This window comes from Neomoorella carbonis, assembly GCF_045278715.1.
Taxonomy (GTDB): Bacteria; Bacillota; DSM-521; order Neomoorellales; family Neomoorellaceae; genus Neomoorella; species Neomoorella carbonis.
In genome coordinates this window covers 1,734,864-1,756,113 of the sequence record NZ_CP136420.1, presented here as the reverse complement: position 1 = coordinate 1,756,113, position 21,250 = coordinate 1,734,864, and the positions used below count along the sequence as shown (strand labels likewise).

The following is a 21,250-nucleotide window of genomic DNA, read 5'->3' as shown; positions in this document are numbered from 1 at the left end:
CTTTCAGGAGGTGAAGAAAATGGGTAAAGTAAGAAATATTTCTGGTTGTGTGGCGGTAGCCCATGGTGTTCGCCTGGCAGATGTTGATGTAATCTGCTCCTATCCCATCCGGCCCTATACCGGCATTATGTCGGAACTGGCCCGTATGGTGGCCGACGGTGAACTCGATGCCGAGTTCATCCATGGCGAGGGCGAGCACGCCCAGCTGAGCGTTGTCTACGGGGCTTCAGCTGCCGGGGCGCGGGTCTTCACCGGGAGCTCCGGCGTGGGGGTAACCTATGCTTTCGAAGTCTATTCCCCCATTTCCGGTGAGCGCCTGCCGGTGCAGATGGCCATAGCCGACCGCACCCTGGACCCGCCCGGTGACTTTGGTGAAGAACATACCGATGCCGAATGCTGCCGCGACCAGGGCTGGATCCAGGGCTGGGCCTCCACACCCCAGGAAGCCCTGGATAATACCTTGATTTACTACCGGGTAGGTGAAGACCCGCGGGTCTTGCTGCCCCAGTACGCCTGCCTTGATGGCTACTTTGTCAGCCATATCCTGGGCCGGGTGGATATTCCCGACGAGGCCCAGGTGAAAGAATTCCTGCCGCCGTATAAGAACCATCATGTCCTGGATCCGAGGAAGCCGCAGATTATCGGCCCCCAGATTGAGCCGGCCATGGGACCGCCCCTGCAGTACCAGCGCTACCAGGCCGTTAAAAACGTGCACAAGGTTTTAGAAGAAGCCTGCGATGAATTCGCCCGCATCTTTGGGCGCAGATATGACCCCTATATAGAAGAATACCTGACAGATGACGCTGAGATTATCATGTTCGGCCAGGGTGCTCATATGGAAACGGCCAAAGCAGTGGCCCGGCGCCTGCGCAACCTGGGAGAAAAGGTCGGCGTGGCCAGGCTGAGGACCTTCCGGCCTTTCCCGACAGAGCAGATTAAAGAAAGACTATCTAAGTTCAAGGCCATAGGTGTCCTGGATGTCTCAGCCAACTTTGGCATTTCATGCAGCGGTGGAGTTCTCCTGTCGGAACTCAGGGCGGCCCTCTACGATTACGGCGATAAAGTCAAGACAGTGGGCTTTGTGGCCGGCCTGGGCGGCGAGGTTGTCACCCACGACGAATTCTACCGCATGTACCAGAAGTTAAAGGAAATCGCCAAAACAGGAAAAGTTGAGCAGACTGCTTACTGGATCCCCTTTGAATTATAACGTTTACCCGGAAGGAGGGAAATATAATGCTGGAACGGATTGCTTCCCTGAAGAAAGCTCCTGTGGAAGAGTACTATGTCCCCGGGCATCGGACCTGCGCCGGTTGCGGCCCGGCCCTGACATATCGCCTGGTAGCCAAAGCTGCGGGTCCCAACACCATTTTCATTGGTCCAACCGGATGCATGTACGTAGCCAATACCAGTTACGGCTGCGGTCCCTGGCGGGTGCCATGGATCCATGCCCAGATTACCAACGGCGGTGCCGTTGCTTCTGGTATTGAAGCTGCCTTTAAAGCCATGATCCGCAAGAAAAAGACGGACGCCGAATTCCCCAACATCATTGTTATGGCCGGTGACGGCGGCGCCGTGGACATCGGCCTCCAGGCCCTGTCGGCCATGCTCTACCGCGGCCATGACGTCCTCTTTATCTGTTACGATAATGAGTCCTATGCTAACACCGGTATTCAAACGTCGCCGACTACACCTTACGGTGCTCACACGACCTTTACCCCACCTGGCCCGGTGGTGCCGGAAGGGAAAAAGCTCTTCCCCAAGGATAACCCCAAGGTCATCGCCCACGGCCATCCGGAATTGAAGTATGTGGCTACGGCCTCCATCGGCTGGCCGGTGGATTTAATGAACAAGGTGCGTAAGGGCCTGAACCAGGAGGGCCCGGCCTATATCCACATCCATGCCCCCTGCCCCAAGGGCTGGCAGTTCCAGGCCGACAAGACTATCGAAATGGCCAAACTGGCAGTACAAACGGGCATGTTCCAGCTCTATGAATATGAGAACGGCGAATACAAGCTCTCGGTCAAGATCGACAAGCGGAAACCCGTCAGCGAATACATGAAGCTCCAGGGCCGTTTCAGCCACCTCAAACCAGAGCATATCGCCAAGATGCAGGCTTTTGTCGACGCCAGGTGCGCCGAAGTGGGCATTACGGTACCGGCGGTGGCGACCAGCGCATAAAGGAGCATACCTACCCGGTGTCCCGTCTGGAACGGGACACCGGGATATTTAACGAGGTCCACACCAACGCAGACGTGCTAACCGAAAAGGGTGTAGCAGTTATTTTTTCCTGATCTGTTGTGCCGCCCTTGAAGCATAGTTACCAAAAAGAAGGCAGCTATCCATATATAATAATAACAGAACATAATCATAGTTAAATCATGTCGAAATTTAATGACCGGTTATCTTCGCATTGCTGATATATCTTCCTTGCTGCAACAGCCTTTTACCGACATAACAGCAACAAAAAATAGAAACTTTCGCAGCCCCGACGTTGGTGCCCCCGTTATTCTAAATTTTTCAGAAAAGGGGGAAGGAAGAATGCAGATCCCGGTCAATCTGTTCACATGGTTGCTGGCTTTACTGCCGATCCTGGTTATTCTGGTCCTTATGGTGGGTTACAAATGGAGCGCGGCTAAAGCGGGACCGGTATCGTGGTTTGTGGCGTTAATTGTCAGTATTGCTGTATTTAAGGCGGATTTCAGACTACTGGCCTTCTCCAACGCCAAAGGGATGGTAATGGCGTTTTATGTACTGTACATTATCTGGGGTGCATTGTTTATTTATCACGTAGTCGATGAGGTAGGCGGGATTGAAACGATTGGTGCCACCTTTATGCATATGACCCGCAACCGGGTTTTTCAGTTAATGATGATCGGCGTCGCTTTTGTGACCTTCCTCCAAGGGGTAGCCGGCTTTGGCGTACCTGTGGCCGTAGGAGCGCCGTTGCTGGCCAGCCTGGGTTTTGACCCGGTTATCGCCGTGGCGGTGCCTTTAATTGGCCACTCCTGGTCGGTAACCTTTGGCGATATGGCTTCCTCCTTTGCTTCCATCCAGAAAGCGACCGGCCTCAGTGGTACGGATCTGGCTCCCTGGGCTGCTACCTTCACCGGCCTGGCTGGTCTTTTCGGGGCTTTTTTTGCTGTTCATTGTTATGGCGGCTTTAAAGCTATTAAACAGAACTGGTTCGGAATTTTTGTTATAGCCATGACCATGTCACTTACCCAGTTGTTAGTAGCTTTATGGGAACCCACCCTGGCAACTTTCATTGCCGGTATTGTAGGAATGATTGTAACTGCTATCGTGGCCAGGCTACCCATGTATCAGGGACCTGATGTCCAGGTAACCAGCGAGGCGGCTTCCGCGGTTGAAACACCAGTGGGGAAGACTGTTACTGCAAAAATGAGTTTCAATCTAGCCTTTGCTGCTTATTATGCATTGATTCTCATTGTTGCGGCAGTAGAATTTATCACTCCTTTAAGCAGTTTTTTAAAAAATTTACCTACTTTGGTGTTAAAGTTTGATAAATATGCCACCGGTTATAATTGGGTGACTCAGGCCGGCAGTTCGACCTCGGTACCTTTATTCGGCCACCCGGGTGCTTTGCTGATTTACGGTGGTATCGCCGGCATAATTATCTATGCCGCCGCCGGTATCTGGAAAGGTGAATATCTGGGCAAGGTGCTTAATAAGGTAGTCAAGGATGGGGTAAATTCCAGTATTGCTACCACTTCGATGGTCTTAATGGCCTTTATGATGGTCGAGTCGGGCATGACTTTCACCCTGGCCAAAGGAGTAGCCAATACCCTGGGGATTATTTATCCGATCCTTACCCCGCTGGTGGGCGTGTTAGGCGCTTTTATGACTGGCAGCAATACCAACTCAAATGTTATGTTTGGCGCCTTCCAGACCCAGGTGGCCAAATTATTGGGTGTAAGCACGTTGATCATGGCTGCTGCCCAAACGGCGGGAGGTTCTATTGGCAGTATGCTGGCACCGGCTAAAGTTATTGTCGGCACTTCCACTATGGGTTTAACGGGCCGTGAAGGGGAAGTTATTGGTAAAACCCTAAAATATTGCGTTATTTTGGCTTTAATCTTGGGTTTTCTCGCGTGGTTGATGCTCTTTGTATTCTTCCGCCACGTTTATTAAAAAAGGGGTGAATGTTCATGACCGAGGCTAAAACCGGTGGCAAGAAAAGCAAAAAGTTGTGGTGGAATAGCGCTTCGTTGGTGCTAATGCTCCTGGCTCCTCCTTTATTGCTGTATCCTGGAGCCAGGGGCAACCCGGGCTTAGAACTTTTAGGATATATAGTTCTTGTGGGAGCGATGCTAATCCCGTTGTTAAATTAGACGGCGACGGAGTGAATAGGAAATTAACTAATTGGGCGATATTTCATATCGCCCAATTAAATACTATGGAGGGAGATGCTGTTTATGCAAATACTGGTGACCGGGGGTGCGGGTGATGTTGGCCGCTACCTGGTCCAGGACTTATGTTATCACGGCCACCAGGTGCGGGTTCTGGACCGGGCCCTGAGTTTTCTTGACAACCCCGTAAGCAGCCAGGTCAATCTATTCGGCGGTGATCTGGCAGATAAGGAACTGGTAACCCGGGCCGTAGACGGTGCGGAGGCAGTAATCCACCTGGCCTGGAGCTTCAGTGATGACCCCCTGGACATTTTCGGCGGCGACCTGGTCGGGCACATTAATTTACTGACAGCATCCGCTAAGGCTGGCATCAGCCATTTTATCTATACCAGCACGGCAACAGTTTATGGTCGGGCTACATCCCGGCCTGTTCTCGAGGACCACCCCTGCCTGGTAGGTGAAGCCCGCAAGCCCCTTTATGCCTTAGGTAAATTTGCGGCTGAAGAATTATGCCGCCAATATTATCGTGAGCAGGGTTTACCAGTTACCATTTTCCGTTTCTGGTGGGCCTTCGGTGAGGAAATCGGCGGCCGGCATTTACGTAATCTGATACGGGCGGCCCTTCATGATGATCCTATCCAGGTTCCGGCTGCTGCCGGGGGAACGTTTGTCAGTATGGCCGACCTGGCCCTGGCCTGCCGGCTGGCCCTCAGCAGGCCGGGGGCCGCCGGGCAGACCTATAACCTGGGGAGCCTTTATTTGACATGGGAAGAAATTGCTAGCCGGATTATTGAACTAACTGGATCCGGTTCGAAGTTACAGGTAGTTCCTCCAGGAGAATGGAAGGGACCGGTCTTTTTAAACGAAGTGTGGGAGCTCAGCTGGGATAAAGCTAGCCGGGAACTGGATTATCAACCCGTTTTTACCGGTGATCAGGGCCGGAAGGCCTTTGTCAAAGCCCTGGCAAAATGTATCAATAAAGTCCGGGCAACGGAAAAGAAACATTAAAAAAGGAATGTGCTTAACAAGAAAGGATAGGGGTGGTACAATGGAAAAGTAACATCAGGAAGTGCCTGTCCGGGGGCAGGAAAAGAAGTGCGGGACGAAGCTCTTTTACTTAAAAAACATTCTCTTCATGATAGCCTGTTGCTAAGGCGGTATGATTATTTTTTACGTTTTCTGCTTAAAGGAGCCTTGGCGGGCACCAGCGCCGGGGTAGTTGGTGTAGCCTTTCGCTTAGTCCTGACGGAGGGGGACTTATGGCGCAGTGAGCTTTTAAAGTGGGCGCATACTCTACCCGGCTGGGGCTGGCTGGTGTTACCCTGCCTGGGGGCCCTGGCCGGTGCCCTGGCCGGCTGGTTGACCAGTTTTGCTCCCGAAACTGCCGGCAGCGGCATTCCCCACGTGGAAGCCGTTCTGATTAGCCAGCGCGAGCTCATCTGGTGGCGGGTTATCCCGGTAAAATTTATAGCCGGGGCCCTGGCTATTGGGGCCGGGCTGTCCCTGGGCCGGGAGGGGCCGACGGTACAAATGGGCGCTGCCGCCGGCCAGGCGGTAAGTAAAAGCCTTAGCCGGTCCAAAACGGAAGAACTGCACTTAATCGCCTGTGGTGCAGGAGCGGGGCTGGCGGCAGCCTTTAACGCCCCCCTGGCCGGAGTAGTTTTTGTCCTGGAAGAACTGCGCCGTAATTTTTCACCCTATGTACTGGGAGGAGCCCTGGCGGCCAGTGTTACTGCCGATCTGATATCCCAGAGGATTTTAGGGCCACTTCCTACCTTGCGTATTAAGGAATTATTACCTTTACCCCTGGCCACCTTACCGGCATTTTTAGTCCTGGGAATATTAACCGGTGTTTTAGGCGTGGCTTTTAATCGTACCTTGCAAGGAAGCCTTGATGTGGCAGACAGGTTAAAAGGCCTGCCCCGCTGGTTGCGGGCGTCGCTGGCGGTCTCGCTGGCAGGGGTTCTGGGCTATTTCTTACCTCAGGTTTTAGGCGGTGGGCACCAGCTGGCAGAAGATGTCCTCTGGGGCCGGGTTCAAGTGGGTATTATCCCCCTTCTCTTTGCTGTCAAGTTTCTTTTAACTATGTTGAGTTATAGCGTTGGCGTTCCCGGGGGTATCTTTCTACCGCTCCTTGTTCTGGGGGCTTTATTGGGATCCTTTGTTGGACAGATCAGCGGCCTGCTTATTCCTGGTTTTCAGGGCGTGGGGCCATCTTTTGCGGTAATTGGCATGGCTGCCTATTTCGTGGCTATTGTGCGTTCCCCCCTTACCGGGATTGTGCTCATAATCGAAATGACAGGTAACTACCAGCATATTTTACCGCTTCTTTTTACCTGTATGATCGCTTATATAGTGGCGGAGGCTCTGGGATGTTTACCCGTTTATGAGATGCTGCTGGAACGGGATTTGGCCAGGGCGAAGAGTAACGGTATTTCCCCCTCTACTAAAGACAAAATGCTGATTGTCGAGGCTGTAGTTGAGAGCGGGGCGAGCGCCTGCGGTTGCCGGGTCAAAGACCTGGTTTTACCCGTAGATTGTTTGCTGGTTACCATTCACAGAGGAGCCAGGGAAATCATTCCCCGCGGCAATACCAGGCTTCTGGAAGGTGATCACTTAACAGTAATTGTACCCGAGAATAGAGCGGCGGCGATAAACGAGGCACTGGCTAAAGTAACCCGATGTAATCTTAAGGTGTAAATTGCAAATTATAAAAAGCCGGCCCCTTGCCCGGGAGCCGGCTTTTTTTATCGCCCCAGCAGGCGGCGAATTTGCGGGAGATTGCGCTGGGCTTCTTCCGCACCGGCGGCCACCAGGTTGCTGAACTCACTGACGTCCCAGGAACTGACGGGTTTTTTAATGGGTTTGAGGACCAGGTCGGCATAAAGCCTTAAGGTAAGGGAAGTATTGCGCCGGCTGATGATATCCAGGCTCTGGAGGAGGACTTCGCCGGCATGCCGGAAGTTACGGTGGGGGATACCGCAGTCCAGATCGACGGCAATGACAATATCAGCCCCCAGGTAACGGGCAATATCGGCCGGGACGTTGTCCGTCAGGCCGCCGTCTACCAGGAGGCGGGAGCCGATTTTATAGGGAGCGAAGAGAGCCGGGATAGAAATGCTGGCCCGTACGGCCTGCCAGGCAGGTACGTCGCCGCCCAGGACCATGTCCGGCGGTAAGGGTTTGACCGGCCGGGAGGCAGTATAGATGACTGTTTCGCCGCTGATTAAATCGCAGGCTACAGCAGCCGTCGAGGGTTGGAGTTCTGAAAGATGGCGATTGCCCATGGCTCGCTTGAGCACGCCTTCAATGGTGCCACCGTGAATTAATCCCAGGGGCAAACCGGTAAAGCGGTTGTTTTCCAGTCTAAAGATATTAGCAAAAGGGAGGCTGCCCATGGAGCTAACGGCCGGCAGCAGGCCGGCCCCATACAGGGTAGCAGCAATGGAACCGGCGCTGGTCCCGACGACGATGTCGGGTTTAATACCGTTTTCCTCCAGGGCGCGTAAAACACCCAAGTGGGCCGCTCCTTTTAACCCCCCACCTCCCAGGGCGAGGCCAAAGCGCATAAAAAAACCTCCTCGCAAAAGCTTGCAAAATATTGTATGCCCTGAATCTGGATTTGGTTCTGGGAAAAAGATTTAATCGGGGAAGGAGGATTTCAACCCGGCATGGCGAATATTTATGATAATAAACCAGCGTTTCACTATTTAAACCGGAGGCGGATTGGTATGCAAAAGTTAAAGGTTATGCAGAGGATTATAGACTGTGGCATTGTAGCGGTAGTCCGGGCGGAGAATCCGGAACAGTCGCTGAAAATTGCCGCGGCCGTGAAAGCGGGCGGGGTGGAGGCTATAGAGATCACCCTTACCGTACCGGGAGCGCTGGAAGTTATCCGGGAACTGGCGGCTACTTATCGCCAGGGAGAGATTCTCATTGGCGCCGGTACGGTCTTGGATGCTACCACGGCACGGCTGGCCATTCTGGCCGGGGCCGAATTCCTGGTCAGCCCCTGCCTGGACATAGAAATGGTGAAAACCTGCAATCGCTACCAGAAGGTCTGCATGGCAGGTGCCATGTCCATTCGAGAAATAGTTGAAGTTATGGAAGCGGGCAGTGACTTCGTCAAGCTCTTCCCGGGCAGCGCCTTCGGTCCGGAAATGGTTAAAGCTATCAAGGGGCCCTTACCCCAGGCGCCGATTATACCTACCGGCGGTGTCAGCCTGGATAACGTGGGCCAGTGGATTAAGTCCGGTTGCGAGGCCGTAGGGGTTGGCGGTGAACTGACCAAAGGAGCCAAAACTGGCGATTACCAGCAGGTAGAGGAAACAGCCCGCAAGTTTGTAGCCGCCATCCGGGCTGCCCGAGGGCAATAATTTTTAACCATTAAATTATAGAAAGGAGTTTATCCTGTGGCTAAAGTAGTTACCTTTGGCGAGATTATGCTGCGCCTGTCCACACCAGGCTACCAGCGCTTTATCCAGGCTGATTCCTTTGATGTTACTTACGGAGGTGGGGAGGCCAACGTCGCCTGTTCCCTGGCCAATTACGGCGCCGAGGCCGCTTTCGTCACCAAAGTCCCGGCCAATCCCCTGGGCCAGGCGGCCATCAACCACCTGCGCCGTTACGGGGTGGATACAACCTATATCCTCCAGGGCGGTGAACGCCTGGGGATCTATTTCCTGGAAACCGGGGCGTCCCAGCGGCCTTCAAAGGTGGTTTATGACCGCAAGTACGCCAGCATCGCCGGGGTACAGCCGGGCGAATTTGATTGGGCCAGGATTTTTTCCGGTGCTTCCTGGTTCCACTTTACCGGTATTACCCCCGCCCTGGGGGAAAATGTGGCCGCCGTTACCCTGGAAGCTGCCCGAACGGCGAAAGAGATGGGCCTCACCGTTAGCTGCGACCTCAATTACCGCAAGAACCTGTGGACCCCGGAGAAGGCCCGGGCGACCATGACCCAACTGATGGAGTTTGTTGATATAGCCATCGGTAACGAAGAAGATGCGGAAAAGGTCTTCGGCATTAAAGCGGCTGCTTCCGATGTTACCAAGGGGGAAATCAGTGAAGAAGGCTACCGCCAGGTGGCCCGGGAGCTGTTGACCCGCTTTAACCTGCAAAAGGTAGCCATTACCTTGCGGGAGAGTTTCTCCGCTTTTGACAACGGCTGGTCGGCCCTCCTCTATGACGGCCGGGAGTTTTACCGCTCGCGTCGCTACCAGATCCATATTGTCGACCGGGTCGGCGGTGGCGATGCCTTCGCCGGCGGCTTAATCTACGCCCTCATGGAAGGATTCGGCCCGGCTGAGGCCCTGGAATTTGCTGTAGCCGCCTCCTGTCTGAAACACACCATCCCCGGTGACTTCAACCATGTCACCAAGGATGAAGTTATGACCCTTATGCGCGGTGACGCCTCCGGCAGGGTGCAGCGGTGAACAGTAATCCCTGGAGTTTTTAAAGCTCCAGGGTATGTTTTAATTTTATTTAGCTTTCAGGGGAGGAAGTAAGAATGGAATTATTCCCCATTATACCGGCAGGCGGGATCCTGGCCCTGCTGGTAGCCCTCTACATGACCAGTAGTGTATTAAAAGAAGACACCGGGCCTAAAGAAATGCAGGCGATTGCCGCGGCCATCAGGGAAGGAGCCATGGCCTTTTTAAACCGCCAGTATCGCACCATTGCCGGTCTGGCCCTCATTGTAGCCGTGCTCCTGGCTCTCCTTACGCGCCAGTACCACACCGCCATCGCCTTTATCACCGGGGCCTTTGCCTCGGCCTTATCCGGTTATATTGGCATGTACGTGGCGGTTAATGCCAACCTGCGGGTGGCCGCCGGGGCGCGCAAGAGCCTCAATAAAGCCCTTACGATAGCCTTCCGGGGCGGTGCCGTTACCGGCCTGGCCGTTACCGCCCTGTCCCTCCTGGGGGTAACCACCCTCTTCTACGCCTTTGGTGGCGCCACCAATCCCACCCAGGCCCCCCTGGATATTGTCGGCTTTGGCTTCGGAGCCAGCTTTGTCGCCCTCTTTGCCCAGCTGGGAGGTGGCATTTACACCAAGGCAGCCGATGTTGGCGCCGACCTGGTGGGTAAAGTAGAAGCCGGTATACCCGAAGATGACCCGCGCAACCCAGCCGTCATCGCCGACCTGGTGGGCGACAACGTAGGCGACTGCGCCGGCCGTGGTGCCGACCTGTTTGAATCCACGGCGGCAGAAAACATAGGCGCCATGATCCTGGGTATCGCCCTGGTGCCGGTCTTCGGTGTCAAAGGCATCATCTTTCCCCTGGTCGCCCGGGCGGCAGGTATTTTTGCCTCCATTGTGGGCATGTTTTTCGTCAGGGCCGAAGAAGACCAGGACCCCATGGCCGCCTTGAATCGGGGCTATATGGTCACCAGTATCCTGGCCATAATCTTTCTCTATCCCATCAGCCGCTATATGTTGAGCGGCCCGGGGGTCAACTTCATCTATTTTTACGGCGCCGGGATCATCGGCATTGTCCTGAGCTTCATCTTTGTCCTCATCACCCAATACTACACCTCCTATGACTACCGGCCGGTCAAGGAAATCGCCCGCGCCTCTATCACCGGCCCGGCGACGAACATCATCTCCGGCGTAGCCGTCGGCTTTGAGAGCACGGCGCTGCCCGTCGTCTTTATCTCCCTGGCCATTCTGGGAGCCTACTGGCTGGGCTTGAGAAGCGGCCTTCCCGGCGGCGGCCTCTATGGCACCGCCGTAGCCACCATGGGCATGCTCAGTACTGCGGCCTACATCCTGGCCATGGACACCTACGGGCCCATAACCGATAACGCCGGCGGTATAGTGGAAATGTCCGGGGCGCCGGAAGAAGTCCGTCGACGCACCGACCGCCTGGACGCCTCTGGCAACACCACCAAGGCCCTGACCAAAGGTTATGCCATCGGCAGCGCCGCCCTGGCGACCTTCCTCCTCTTCTCGGCCTACATCGACGAGGTCAAAATAGCCCTGAACATCAAAGGCAACTTCCCCGTGGACATCGGTAAACCCGAGGTCTTTGTCGGCGCCTTCATCGCCGCTATGATGGTCCTGCTCTTCAGCTCCACCGCCATTCGCGCCGTAGGCAATGCCGCCCAGTACGTCATCCTGGAAGTCCGGCGCCAGTTTAAGGAGATTCCAGGCATTATGGAAGGCACGGCCAAGCCCGAGTACGGCGCCTGCGTGGACATAGTTACCAGGGGGGCCTTAAAGGAAATGGTCCTACCGGGCCTAATTGTCGTCATTACCCCCATCATTGTCGGCCTGGTGCTGAAGGCCGAGGCTGCCGCTGCCTTTCTCATGGTAGGGACCATCACCGGCGTCATCGTGGCCCTTTTCCTCAACAACGGCGGCGGAGCCTGGGATAACGCCAAGAAGTACATCGAGCTGGGCAACTACGGCGGCAAGGGTTCGGAGGCCCATAAAGCCGGGGTTGTCGGCGACACCGTTGGTGATCCCTTTAAAGATACCGCCGGGCCGTCCCTGCACGTCCTGGTAAAACTTATCAGTACCATCACCCTGGTCCTGGCACGCTTGTTTATTTAAAGTTTATTTAAAGTGTGTTAATCTACCCCTAAAGGAGAGAGAAAAAATGGGCACTTTTTTAAGGTTCAAGGTGAGTGAAGACCAAATATACCAGGGGATATTAGAAGATGACAGGGTATTCCCTATAGAGGGCGATATTTATACCCGTTGGACAATTGGTAAACAGGGCTTACCTCTCGATGCTATAAAAATTTTAGCACCATGTGTTCCGAGTAAAGTTATCTGTGTAGGAACCAATTATCGGTCCGTTCTGGCTGCAAAAGGGCAGGCCGTTCCGCCGGAACCGGTCATTTTCCTTAAGCCCCCATCAGCCATTATCGGCCCGGGAGAAGAAATTATTTACCCGGGTGGGGTGGAAAAGCTGGGGTATGAGGTTGAACTGGCAGTTGTAATAAAAGATAAGGTAAAAGCTATACGTGCCGAAGAAGCATTAAACCATGTACTGGGTACAATAGCCAATGATATTACCGCTAAAGATTTTATGACTGGAGGACCATGGACCAAAGCAAAAAGTTATGATACCTTTTTGCCCCTTGGACCATGGATTGTGTCAGGGTTAGATCCGGATAATTTACACATTATGATGCGCGTTAATGGAAAAATAACTCAAGATGCCAGTACCAGTGATATGGTTTTTAAAGTTACCGATATTATTGCCTACGTTTCAAATATCATGACTCTGATGCCTGGCGATGTAATTATTACAGGAACACCTCCCGGAGCTGGCCTTTTGCAGCCTGACGATATAATAGAAGCCAGTATTGAAGGAATTGGTACTTTAACCAACAAAGTAATCTTGCAAAAGCAAGAGATTTAAAGAGGGCAATTGTTATACAAAACTGAGATGTTTAAGAAAGAAATCTTCTCTCGTGTTAAGGTTGTGGACAGCCCTTACAACGGCATTACGCTGTGTAGCGGCAGTCTCGGGGCAAATCCGGACAACGATATTCCGGCTCTTATACGCCATTTCGGCGCTAAAGGAAGGATACATTTCGGACATGTAAGGAATATCAAGATCCATTCACCCCGCAACTTTGACGAGGCTTCCCATTTATCTGCTGACGGCTCTTTGGATATGTTTGAGATTATGAAGGCATATCATGACATTAATTTCCAGGGATATATCAGGCCGGACCATGGACGAATGATCTGGGGGGAAGTAGGCAGACCGGATTACGGCCTGTATGACAGGGCATTGGGAATCGCCTACTTGAACGGCTTATGGGAAGCTATTGATAAAATGAAAAAGAGATGTTCTTTTGATTAGGCTTTTTAACAGACCAGCAAAAATTATTTTTCTTTCCTCAAATAATGATCTAGCCAAGGTACTGCTGCAAAGAAGCACATAAGGGGCTGTCCGCAAACTATTGGGGCAGCCCTATTTTTATACTCTTTTAACTTCCAACATTTACCTCATCCCGGAAAAAAGTGAGAGAAAAAATTCTCCCAGAACAAGATAGATACTCCCCCACGCGATATGGTGCTAAAATATATAAGGAATTTTTGTTTCTGGAGTGAATGGCTTTGCCCCAAAATGAAGGTTACGTCCTGTCCCTGGAGAAGGGTCTTAAAATATTAGCAGCACTGGCAGCGGCCGGTGAAGGTATAGGTTTGAGCGACCTCAGCCGCCGGCTGGGCCTCAATAAAAGTACCGTCTATCGCATGCTGACTACCCTTAAGGCTTATGGCTATGTTGACCAGGAACCGGTAACAGGGAAATACATCCTTGGATTAAAAATCCTAGAGCTAAGTGGCAGCCTCCTGGAAAGGCTAGATGTCCGGGCCGTTGCCCACCCGTACCTTAAGGAACTGGCAGCCAGGAGCCAGGAAGTGGCGCATATGGTAGTAAGGGATGGTAATGAAGCCGTCTATATTGATAAAGTAGAAGGCAACCGTACCATCCGCATGTATTCCCAGATTGGTCGCCGGGTGGCCCTCCATTCGACGGCTGTAGGTAAGGCCATCCTGGCCTTCCTGCCGCCGGAAGAAGTAGAAAAGATAATTGTCAGCAAGGGCTTGCCTCGGTTTACGCCCCGGACGATTACTACCATGGCAGCTTTGCAGACGGAACTGGCCCGAGTACGGGAATGCGGCTACGCTATAGATGATGGCGAAAACGAGGAAGGGATACGCTGCGTCGGCGCGCCCATTTTTGATTACCGTGGGCAGGTAGTTGCAGCCCTTAGTATTTCCGGCCCGACCCTGCATGTCACCCTGGAGCGAGTACCCGAGCTTGGCAAGCTTGTGCGCCAGGCCGGCGAGGAAATATCGCGCCGCCTTGGCTATAAGCAGGAACAGTAATCGCCAGGAAATATATTACCTTTCCGGACAAGCACTTATCAAGCCGCGCTTCCATATATATAAAGGGTAACGCTATCCATCCCGGGAGGTATGGAGTATGGAAGCCGGCTTTATTGCTTTGGTTGCTCTTTCTGTTTTAAAGGGCGTTAGCCTGCTCCTGTCTTACATTACCAATAATGCCTTTCCTCAGCCATTAAGTGAAGAAGAAGAGCAAAAGTACCTGGAACTATGGCGGCAGGGGGATCAGAAGGCCCGCAATATTTTAATTGAGCATAATTTGCGTTTGGTGGCCCACATAACAAAAAAATTTGAGAATACCGGTGAGGATAACGACGACCTGATTTCCATTGGTACCGTTGGCCTCATCAAAGCAATTAATACTTATAATATGAATAAAGGTACCAAGCTGGCTACCTATGCTGCCCGCTGCATTGAAAATGAGATCCTCATGCACTTACGTGCCACGAAAAAGACCCGCGGCGAAGTTTCCCTCTATGACCCCATCGGTACTGATAAAGAAGGAAATGAAATCGCTTTGATTGATGTTTTGGGTTCAGATCAGGATGTCGCGGAAATGGTGGAAACTTCTTACGAACGTCAACGGGTTATGCAAAAGGTAAATGTTTTAACACCCCGGGAGAAAAAAGTCCTGGCCATGCGTTTCGGGCTATTCCAGGGCCTGCGGCGTACCCAGCGGGACATAGCCCGTAAAATGGGCATTTCTCGCTCCTATGTTTCCAGGATCGAGAAGCCTGCTCATATACATACAACTTCCTAATACCTGCAAAAACCAAATAGTTTCAATAGGTTTCCCTGTTGGCGCGGTCTTGGCCGCGCTATATTTTTTAACTGGACGGTTTATTATGATTGCGGTAAGATATTGGCAAGGGAGGGAAAAGGGGTGGCTGCCGTGCCGGAAGATATCATAAAGGAAATCGAAAAAGGCAGGAAAGAGGTTTCCGCAGGGGAAGAAAAAACCGTGGACTTCGGTTTTTACCTTCTCCTGGACAGGATAGGGAGCATCAAAAGCGATCTCCAAAAGCAGATAAGCGATCTCCAGCAGCAAATGATGGAAGTAAAAGAGGATCTGCGCCAGGAGATTAAGCAAGAGGTTAACGGCCTGCGTCAAGAGATTAAGCAGGACGTTAACGGCCTGCGCCAGGAAATTAAGCAGGACGTTAACGTCCTGCGGCAAGAGATGAAGCAGGAAAATAATAGTCTGCGCCAGGAGATGAAGCAGGAAATAAATGGCGTGCGGCAAGAGATAAAGCAGGAAATAGATACTCTGCGGCAGGAAGTGAAGGATGATATAAGGCATATTGACGGGAAGTTAAATAACGTCATCTGGGCGGCGATAGGGACATTTTTTGCGGTGCTGGTTGGTGCAGCAGGTATTGTTGTAGCGATATATTATACGGCTCCGAAATGAACCCGTTCTTGTAAGCCGGACGGGTTTTTCCTTTTTCAGTCCGCTTTATGCCGGATTTTTTCTTTCCTGGGGGTGATCATCAGAAGGTACGCGCATATCGTTGTGATTGCCGGGATTTTTTGGTAAAACCAAAATCATCAAGGAGGGATTTCTACCGTGAAGAAATTTACCGTATTGACTGCTTTACTTGCCCTGATCTTGCTTTTTGCCCAAGCCCTTCCCGCCCATGCCGAGATGGAGTACCGTTTCTGGGACAAGAAGGACATTGACACTGACTTCGCCTGGGGCAAGACGGACATCATTGAAGCCATTGACTTTGAGCTTTACGTTGGCTATCCGGACTCTACTCTCCGCCTGTCCAACAACATCACTCGCGCGGAGTTTGCGGCCGTCCTGGCCCGCGCTGCGGACATTTCGGGCCAGCCCGGGCCGAACTGGTACGACGGTGCTGTCAACGGCCTGATCGCGGCGGGGGTTATCCCCGATAAGTCGGGCGACTGGGATGCGCCTATTACCCGCCTGGAGGCCGCCAGGTGGCTGGGCAGGCTGGCGAAGGCCTTCAACATACCTGTGAAGGATCCCAACGAGTATTTCACCGACACCCAGGACCCGGAAGCCACCTACGCCCGCCAGACCGGGATGATGTACGGCGTGGACGCTGAGAAGAAGCTCCTGGGCGCCAGCGAGCTTATGAACCGCGGGCAGGCTATAGTCATCCTTCTCCGGGTGGCGAAGAACATAAATGTGGATTTGCCGAGCGATGAGGAGATAATTCAGGCGTTTAGAGAGGCTCTGGAAGATGTGAATGCCGGTATACGTTATATGGAAGAAAATAGAAAAGTGAATCCAAATGCCTATGAGCTTCTACCCTATAAACGGGTAACCAAAGAATATTTCATAAAAGGGATGCATGATATGATGGCTGGCTTTGAAAGAGGAGCTAGAACTTCTCGCGTGGATGGCCGGAACATCCGGGTAGTAGAGAAGCACAAGGGGATAGCTTATGTGGTCTGCGAGAGTGTGAGCGTTGATTTAGGGCTTTCTAGGCCTGTTGTTTCCCGCCTTCGCAAGATAGACGGCCGCTGGATGATGACCCAGGGCGCCGGGAATAAGGAGAACGACATTTACTATGTCAACGAATGGCGGAAGATGCTCGGCATGACTCCGCTGTTCTAGTTTGGGGGTGGACTGGCTGTGCTGAAATCAATTTTAAGGCCCCTCTTGTTTGGTGCAAGGGGGGCTTCTTATCTGGCAAAGGTATTTCTACCTGCCAGTGCAAAATGGCCCTTTATACGGGCTATTTTTGTGTCTTTTGTTCTGCTGGCAGGCATACTAACGGCTGGAGCGCCTAGTTATGCTTCATGGTGGGGTGATGAAGGTGGAGGCCAGAACGTTGACCCCCACGACGTCGACGCCCCTCCCGGGATGCAGTATTACATCCGCCAGGTGCCGGTGGTGCTGTACGACCGGGAGGCGGTGAAGTTTGACACGGAAAAGAGCAGGTACTACCTGGACAGCGCCACCTTGGTATGGGGCGAGCTCTGGAGCAAGGACGAGTGGGTGAAGCCCGATACCCGTTTTGGCTTGAACGAGCTCTACATTCCCTACAATCCCGACATGCGGCTGGCGGCGGCTTCCGGGAAAAACATGGTGGCCGTCCCGGTGGACGAAAAGGCCCTGAAGACGGCTGAAAGCAGGAACCTGGTGACGGGGCTGGTGAGGGTCCACGACAGCAACATGACCTGGGGCGGCGACGCCGCGCCCGCGGTGCTCATGGAGATGCCCGTCCCATCCAGGGAGTCCTTCCTCCAGCAGGGCGTGGGCGTGAACCAGTCGCTGGCCCAAAAATACGGGGCCTGGTTGGGGGCGCCGGTGACGGCCTCCACGGGCAGGCAGTATTACCGGGCCATGAACGCCTATGACCACGGCGCCCTGTATTTCTACAGCATGTTCTTGAACCCCGGGCCATCCCAGAACGTAAACTACGACATAGCGGCGTCCATATCTCCCTACTATGACGAGGACAACCCTTCCGGCAGGGGCTTTTACCGGGGCCGGGAGTGGTCCGTGCAGCTTGAAAACAAAGACCCCGGTTCCGTCCCCGGCCTGATAGGCAGCATAACCGGGTGGTGCAACCTGAAGCTCACCGGGCCGACTGAAGTTACCGGCACGCCTGGCGAGGAGAAGGAACTCACCTTCGAGGTTACCAGCGAGGTCCGGGTGGACGTCACCACCCAGGTCGGCACGAAAAGGGAAGGGCAGGACAGGTACCAGATAGCCGTGGACGGGCTGAAGCTCCCCGCCTGGGGGAAGGCTCCTGTGACTCTGAAGTTCAAGGTGGAGGATCAGCCCTACACGGTGCGGGTGAAGGTCAATCCGAACGAGACGCTTCTTGAGGACGACTACAGCGACAACTACGTGGACGTGACGGTTAAGCCGCTCGAACTGCCCCTACCGTCTGGCGATGCCGAGCTGACCCTTTACGCCCACAGCCGCGGCGGGCAGGACATCCGGGGGAACTACGTGCCGCCTGAAGACCGGCCGCCGGGGACGGCGAAATACGCCGATGTGATAGAGGCGACTTTGAAGATACCGAAACCCACACCGCCGCGGGGCCATTTGTTGTGGTGGCGGGTAGAGAGCGCGACGATAACGTACCCCAGGAGGAACCCGGACTTCACCTTTGGGCACCCGGTAGAGCCGGTGGGGACGACGACGGTGGACATGAAATATTCGAGCGGACGGCTTGATCCGGACACTGAAAGCGTCAAAGCCACGGCAGAATTTGAGGAAGACTGGAGCCTGGCCGGAGCACCTATCTTCGATATGCTGACCAACAAGATGGCTCCGCCGCCGACGGAGTACGCCATAACGGCGGAGTACACGGTAGAGTATGAGTACGAATACACTGTATGCGATGAAGACGGGTGCTATACCGTGCAGGCGAAGGGATCTGACAGCCGGACGGTCGGCGGAAAACTGCTGGTAAACGGTACGGGGATAAATATCTTATAAGCGCATTTTTGACTGGCATGGAGAAGCCGCCTCTTTTCGGGGCGGCCTTTCTTTTTTATGGGGGGTTGATGTATGAATTGCAAGGACTTTAAAGAGTTTCTTTATAACCAATTATTCATCGTAATAATTTTAGGACCGCTTTTAGGTCTTTACTTTTTTTTATCTATTGCATTCTCCGACGAGGCCGAAACCTATACTGCCCTGATTTCAATTCTCACCCTTATCGGTTCGATGGCCCTAGGCTTGGTGCTGGCGGCGGTCCTTACTGTTACAGTATTACTGGTTGTATGGTTTCGTTTAAAAGCTTTAACAATGAAGGAAATTCCTGGGGAAACGTCGAAAATGAGCTTGCCCACTATACGAGAGAGGGTTGGCCGGTACTTTGACTTCAGGAGGTTCGATAGATGGTACAGGGACTGACACTTCCCGTCGCTCTTTTTCTTTGCCTTATTGTTGTTCCCGGGTATATGTTTACCTGGGCTTCGGGTGTCGCGGAGGAAGGCAAGAGAAACTTTACGCTGGTTTTCTCCCGGGGCGTCGTAAATTTTGCTGTAGGTATTATACTTATTTTCCTTCTCTTCCACGATAAAGCAGGCGAAGTCTTACTCATGTTTTCGGGTGATTTGCAGGCCATCCAGCGTTTCTTCTGGTTGGCCATGTGCGGTTTTTCGGTATTAGCCAGCGTGTTGGGAGCCATACAACTGTTTTTGGATACGCGGAGCGCCCGGGCTATCAAGCAGAGCATAGTATGGCGAAACTTCATGGCGGGAAAACAGTTTGAGGTTTCGCCCCGCGAGAATATTATGTGGGAAGTATTGTTGTGCTATAGGGTTATTCAGAAACGTCCTATAGTTACCGTTTTGGTAGAAGGAACGAGCACTCCTGTGCAGGGGGAAGTCTTAAAGGCGAGTTGGGGATCCAAGGGAGGATTGCTGGTAGCCGGTATGGATGATCCTCAAAGTGTCACCTGGATTCCGAAGGACCGCATTATTACTGTACGATACATGAATCCCGGGCTTGCCCTTGCAACACATGCCCTTGATCCGGTGACAAAAAATTTTCTCAACCTTGTGCATCCTGGCTATGGGGAAGAAGTAGAACAGCGACTGTTTGACAGGTCTTCCAATGCAGGTTAAAGCCGTGTGACTGCCGCCCTACCCGGGGCGGCTTTCCTTTTTTACGGGAGGTGGTTTCTATTCCGCTGGAATTCGCTACGCACAACTGGTTGGAAAAAATCGAGAGGGAGAAGGAGGCGATAATCGAGGATATCGCCAGGCAGCTCACGCGGGAGCACCCGGAACTGTTTTCTGGCGGCACCCTGGACGGCGGCGCCCGGCTTGATGCGGAAGCATTGGTGAAGAACGCCGTCTTTACCTGTAAGGACCTGACGCCGGACGAAAAGGAAGATGCCGTGCGGGTCATAATGGGGCAGATGACGGGCTACGGCCCCCTGCGAGACTTTTTTACCGGCCCGGGGGCGGAAGAAATAACGGAGGTAGCTGTTAACCCCACGTCCCAGGGGCCGAGGGTCTTCTACGGCATGCGCGGCAGGCAGTATCCGGCGTCCGGCGTCTACTTCAAGACCAACGAAGAAGTCACCAGGTTCGCCCAGAAAATCTGCGAGGACGCCGGCCGGCCCTTTACTGCCGATTCACCCATCGTTGACGCCTGGCTGCGGGACGGGTCGAGACTTTCGGTCATAGGTTTTAAGGCCAGCCCTCTCGGCACAGCCCTAACCATAAGGAAGTCGCCCCTGACGCGGCCGCCGCTGCCGCTGTCCGTTTTGGTCAAAAGCGGCATGATGCCGCAGTTCGCTGCCGATCTTCTGGTTGACCTGATAGTTAAGGGCCATGCCAACCTGGGAGTTTTCGGGCGCACGGACTCCGGTAAGACGACGGTCCTGCGGAGCCTGGGCGAGCAGATCGCTTCCGACGAGAGGGTGATAATAGGCGAGACCAGTTTCGAGCTTTCCCTGCCCAGCCTTCCTAACTGCGTCAACATGGTGGAGGTGACTTACGGCGGCCAGAAATTAGTGGACCTGGCCAGGATATGCGAGGTCATCAACCGTTCCAACCCGGACCGGGCCATAGTCGGCGAGATCCGCGGCGGGGAGGTGGTAGCCGCATCTGAGATCGCCGAGTCTATCAGCGGCGGTTATTGGACCACCGGCCACGCCGGGGGAGTGGACGAGCTCAGGTCCCGTCTGCCCAAGATGTTCTCCCGGGGCGGCATGTCCCTGCCAAAGGAGTACGTCGACGAGCAGCTGCGGGCCATGTTCCACTTCCTGGTCTTCCTGGACAAGAGCTATGACGGGAAGCGCACCCTGATGAGCATTGTGGAGGTGACGGCTGAAGGCTACCGGACCATTCTCCGGTTTGATGAAGGGGAGTTTGCCAGGACGCGGGGGAAAGTCCGGCGGTGGGTGTATGAGGCTCCCGTGACGCCGGAAAGGCTTGGCCGGCTGGCCTTCCGAGGCGCGGAGGTTAAGCCGGAATACCAGCAGGTGCATGAGAAGCATTTTTATGCGGAAGGAGGCGAGGCGTAGGGTTGCTGTCGATAGTTCTTTTCTTGTCGCTGTTC

18 protein-coding genes and 1 pseudogene are annotated in these 21,250 nt (G+C 53.5%); 18 read left to right on the top strand and 1 reads right to left on the bottom strand.

Going from position 1 to position 21,250, the window contains the following annotated elements; translation table 11 throughout:
* Positions 1-19 precede the first annotated feature (19 nt).
* The 5 genes from MCACP_RS09100 (at position 20) to clcA (ending at position 7,067) form a co-directional block, all read left to right on the top strand.
* A complete protein-coding gene (locus MCACP_RS09100) occupies positions 20-1,207 on the top strand; it encodes an oxalate oxidoreductase subunit alpha (RefSeq protein ID WP_406676472.1) in 1,188 nt (395 codons plus the stop codon).
* 26 nt (positions 1,208-1,233) lie between these two features.
* The gene (locus tag MCACP_RS09095) at positions 1,234-2,178 is read left to right on the top strand and encodes an oxalate oxidoreductase subunit beta (RefSeq protein ID WP_406676471.1); all 945 of its coding nucleotides are present in this window, start codon (positions 1,234-1,236) and stop codon (positions 2,176-2,178) included.
* 360 nt (positions 2,179-2,538) lie between these two features.
* Entirely contained in the window at positions 2,539-4,149 is a 1,611-nt protein-coding gene (locus MCACP_RS09090) for an L-lactate permease (protein WP_406676470.1), read from the top strand.
* Positions 4,150-4,433: 284 nt separating this feature from the next.
* Entirely contained in the window at positions 4,434-5,375 is a 942-nt protein-coding gene (locus MCACP_RS09085) for an NAD-dependent epimerase/dehydratase family protein (protein ID WP_406676469.1), read from the top strand.
* 87 nt (positions 5,376-5,462) lie between these two features.
* Positions 5,463-7,067, top strand: coding sequence for a H(+)/Cl(-) exchange transporter ClcA (gene clcA, locus MCACP_RS09080; RefSeq protein WP_406676468.1), 1,605 nt, complete (start codon positions 5,463-5,465; stop codon positions 7,065-7,067).
* Positions 7,068-7,114: 47 nt separating this feature from the next.
* Here the strand turns inward: clcA and MCACP_RS09075 are convergent, their stop codons facing one another.
* Positions 7,115-7,936, bottom strand: coding sequence for a patatin-like phospholipase family protein (locus tag MCACP_RS09075; protein ID WP_406676467.1), 822 nt, complete (start codon positions 7,934-7,936; stop codon positions 7,115-7,117).
* A 162-nt stretch (positions 7,937-8,098) separates the two neighbouring features.
* Between MCACP_RS09075 and MCACP_RS09070 the strand changes: the two genes are divergently transcribed.
* The 13 genes and pseudogenes from MCACP_RS09070 (at position 8,099) to MCACP_RS09010 (ending at position 21,215) form a co-directional block, all read left to right on the top strand.
* Positions 8,099-8,743, top strand: a complete 645-nt coding sequence (locus MCACP_RS09070; RefSeq protein ID WP_406676466.1) for a bifunctional 4-hydroxy-2-oxoglutarate aldolase/2-dehydro-3-deoxy-phosphogluconate aldolase — start codon at positions 8,099-8,101, stop codon at positions 8,741-8,743.
* 36 nt (positions 8,744-8,779) lie between these two features.
* Positions 8,780-9,802 (top strand): PfkB family carbohydrate kinase, encoded by a 1,023-nt coding sequence (locus tag MCACP_RS09065; protein WP_406676465.1) that lies wholly within the window; start codon positions 8,780-8,782, stop codon positions 9,800-9,802.
* A 74-nt stretch (positions 9,803-9,876) separates the two neighbouring features.
* The gene (locus tag MCACP_RS09060; RefSeq protein ID WP_406676464.1) at positions 9,877-11,925 is read left to right on the top strand and encodes a sodium-translocating pyrophosphatase; all 2,049 of its coding nucleotides are present in this window, start codon (positions 9,877-9,879) and stop codon (positions 11,923-11,925) included.
* Positions 11,926-11,971: 46 nt separating this feature from the next.
* The gene (locus MCACP_RS09055; RefSeq protein WP_406676463.1) at positions 11,972-12,742 is read left to right on the top strand and encodes a fumarylacetoacetate hydrolase family protein; all 771 of its coding nucleotides are present in this window, start codon (positions 11,972-11,974) and stop codon (positions 12,740-12,742) included.
* 57 nt (positions 12,743-12,799) lie between these two features.
* Positions 12,800-13,192: pseudogene (locus MCACP_RS09050) on the top strand (mannonate dehydratase); the annotation flags it as partial.
* 257 nt (positions 13,193-13,449) lie between these two features.
* Positions 13,450-14,226 carry an IclR family transcriptional regulator gene (locus tag MCACP_RS09045; RefSeq protein WP_406676462.1) on the top strand — a complete coding sequence of 259 codons (777 nt, stop codon included), beginning with the start codon at positions 13,450-13,452 and terminating at the stop codon, positions 14,224-14,226.
* Positions 14,227-14,323: 97 nt separating this feature from the next.
* Complete coding sequence (gene sigK / locus MCACP_RS09040) at positions 14,324-15,004, top strand: RNA polymerase sporulation sigma factor SigK (protein ID WP_406676461.1); 681 nt, start codon at positions 14,324-14,326, stop codon at positions 15,002-15,004.
* Positions 15,005-15,127: 123 nt separating this feature from the next.
* Positions 15,128-15,655, top strand: a complete 528-nt coding sequence (locus MCACP_RS09035; protein ID WP_406676460.1) for a hypothetical protein — start codon at positions 15,128-15,130, stop codon at positions 15,653-15,655.
* 156 nt (positions 15,656-15,811) lie between these two features.
* Positions 15,812-16,831, top strand: coding sequence for an S-layer homology domain-containing protein (locus MCACP_RS09030; protein WP_406676459.1), 1,020 nt, complete (start codon positions 15,812-15,814; stop codon positions 16,829-16,831).
* A 249-nt stretch (positions 16,832-17,080) separates the two neighbouring features.
* Positions 17,081-18,670 carry a hypothetical protein gene (locus MCACP_RS09025; RefSeq protein WP_406676458.1) on the top strand — a complete coding sequence of 530 codons (1,590 nt, stop codon included), beginning with the start codon at positions 17,081-17,083 and terminating at the stop codon, positions 18,668-18,670.
* Between the two features lie 72 nt (positions 18,671-18,742).
* Complete coding sequence (locus MCACP_RS09020; protein ID WP_406676457.1) at positions 18,743-19,090, top strand: hypothetical protein; 348 nt, start codon at positions 18,743-18,745, stop codon at positions 19,088-19,090.
* Positions 19,075-19,806 carry a hypothetical protein gene (locus MCACP_RS09015; protein WP_406676456.1) on the top strand — a complete coding sequence of 244 codons (732 nt, stop codon included), beginning with the start codon at positions 19,075-19,077 and terminating at the stop codon, positions 19,804-19,806. Before MCACP_RS09020 ends, MCACP_RS09015 begins: the two co-directional genes overlap by 16 nt.
* 89 nt (positions 19,807-19,895) lie before the next feature.
* A complete protein-coding gene (locus MCACP_RS09010) occupies positions 19,896-21,215 on the top strand; it encodes an ATPase, T2SS/T4P/T4SS family (protein ID WP_406676455.1) in 1,320 nt (439 codons plus the stop codon).
* Positions 21,216-21,250 lie beyond the last annotated feature (35 nt).

What these genes read in the sequence shown, in the direction of transcription:
- MCACP_RS09060 (WP_406676464.1), top strand. Translation starts at nt 9,877, where the DNA reads ATGGAATTATTCCCCATTATACCGGCAGGCGGGATCCTGGCCCTGCTG.
- MCACP_RS09025 (WP_406676458.1), top strand. Translation starts at nt 17,081, where the DNA reads ATGCAGTATTACATCCGCCAGGTGCCGGTGGTGCTGTACGACCGGGAG.
- sigK (WP_406676461.1), top strand. Translation starts at nt 14,324, where the DNA reads ATGGAAGCCGGCTTTATTGCTTTGGTTGCTCTTTCTGTTTTAAAGGGC.
- MCACP_RS09100 (WP_406676472.1), top strand. Translation starts at nt 20, where the DNA reads ATGGGTAAAGTAAGAAATATTTCTGGTTGTGTGGCGGTAGCCCATGGT.
- MCACP_RS09090 (WP_406676470.1), top strand. Translation starts at nt 2,539, where the DNA reads ATGCAGATCCCGGTCAATCTGTTCACATGGTTGCTGGCTTTACTGCCG.
- MCACP_RS09085 (WP_406676469.1), top strand. Translation starts at nt 4,434, where the DNA reads ATGCAAATACTGGTGACCGGGGGTGCGGGTGATGTTGGCCGCTACCTG.
- MCACP_RS09020 (WP_406676457.1), top strand. Translation starts at nt 18,743, where the DNA reads ATGAATTGCAAGGACTTTAAAGAGTTTCTTTATAACCAATTATTCATC.
- MCACP_RS09075 (WP_406676467.1), bottom strand. Translation starts at nt 7,936, where the DNA reads ATGCGCTTTGGCCTCGCCCTGGGAGGTGGGGGGTTAAAAGGAGCGGCC.
- MCACP_RS09015 (WP_406676456.1), top strand. Translation starts at nt 19,075, where the DNA reads ATGGTACAGGGACTGACACTTCCCGTCGCTCTTTTTCTTTGCCTTATT.
- MCACP_RS09095 (WP_406676471.1), top strand. Translation starts at nt 1,234, where the DNA reads ATGCTGGAACGGATTGCTTCCCTGAAGAAAGCTCCTGTGGAAGAGTAC.
- MCACP_RS09070 (WP_406676466.1), top strand. Translation starts at nt 8,099, where the DNA reads ATGCAAAAGTTAAAGGTTATGCAGAGGATTATAGACTGTGGCATTGTA.
- MCACP_RS09055 (WP_406676463.1), top strand. Translation starts at nt 11,972, where the DNA reads ATGGGCACTTTTTTAAGGTTCAAGGTGAGTGAAGACCAAATATACCAG.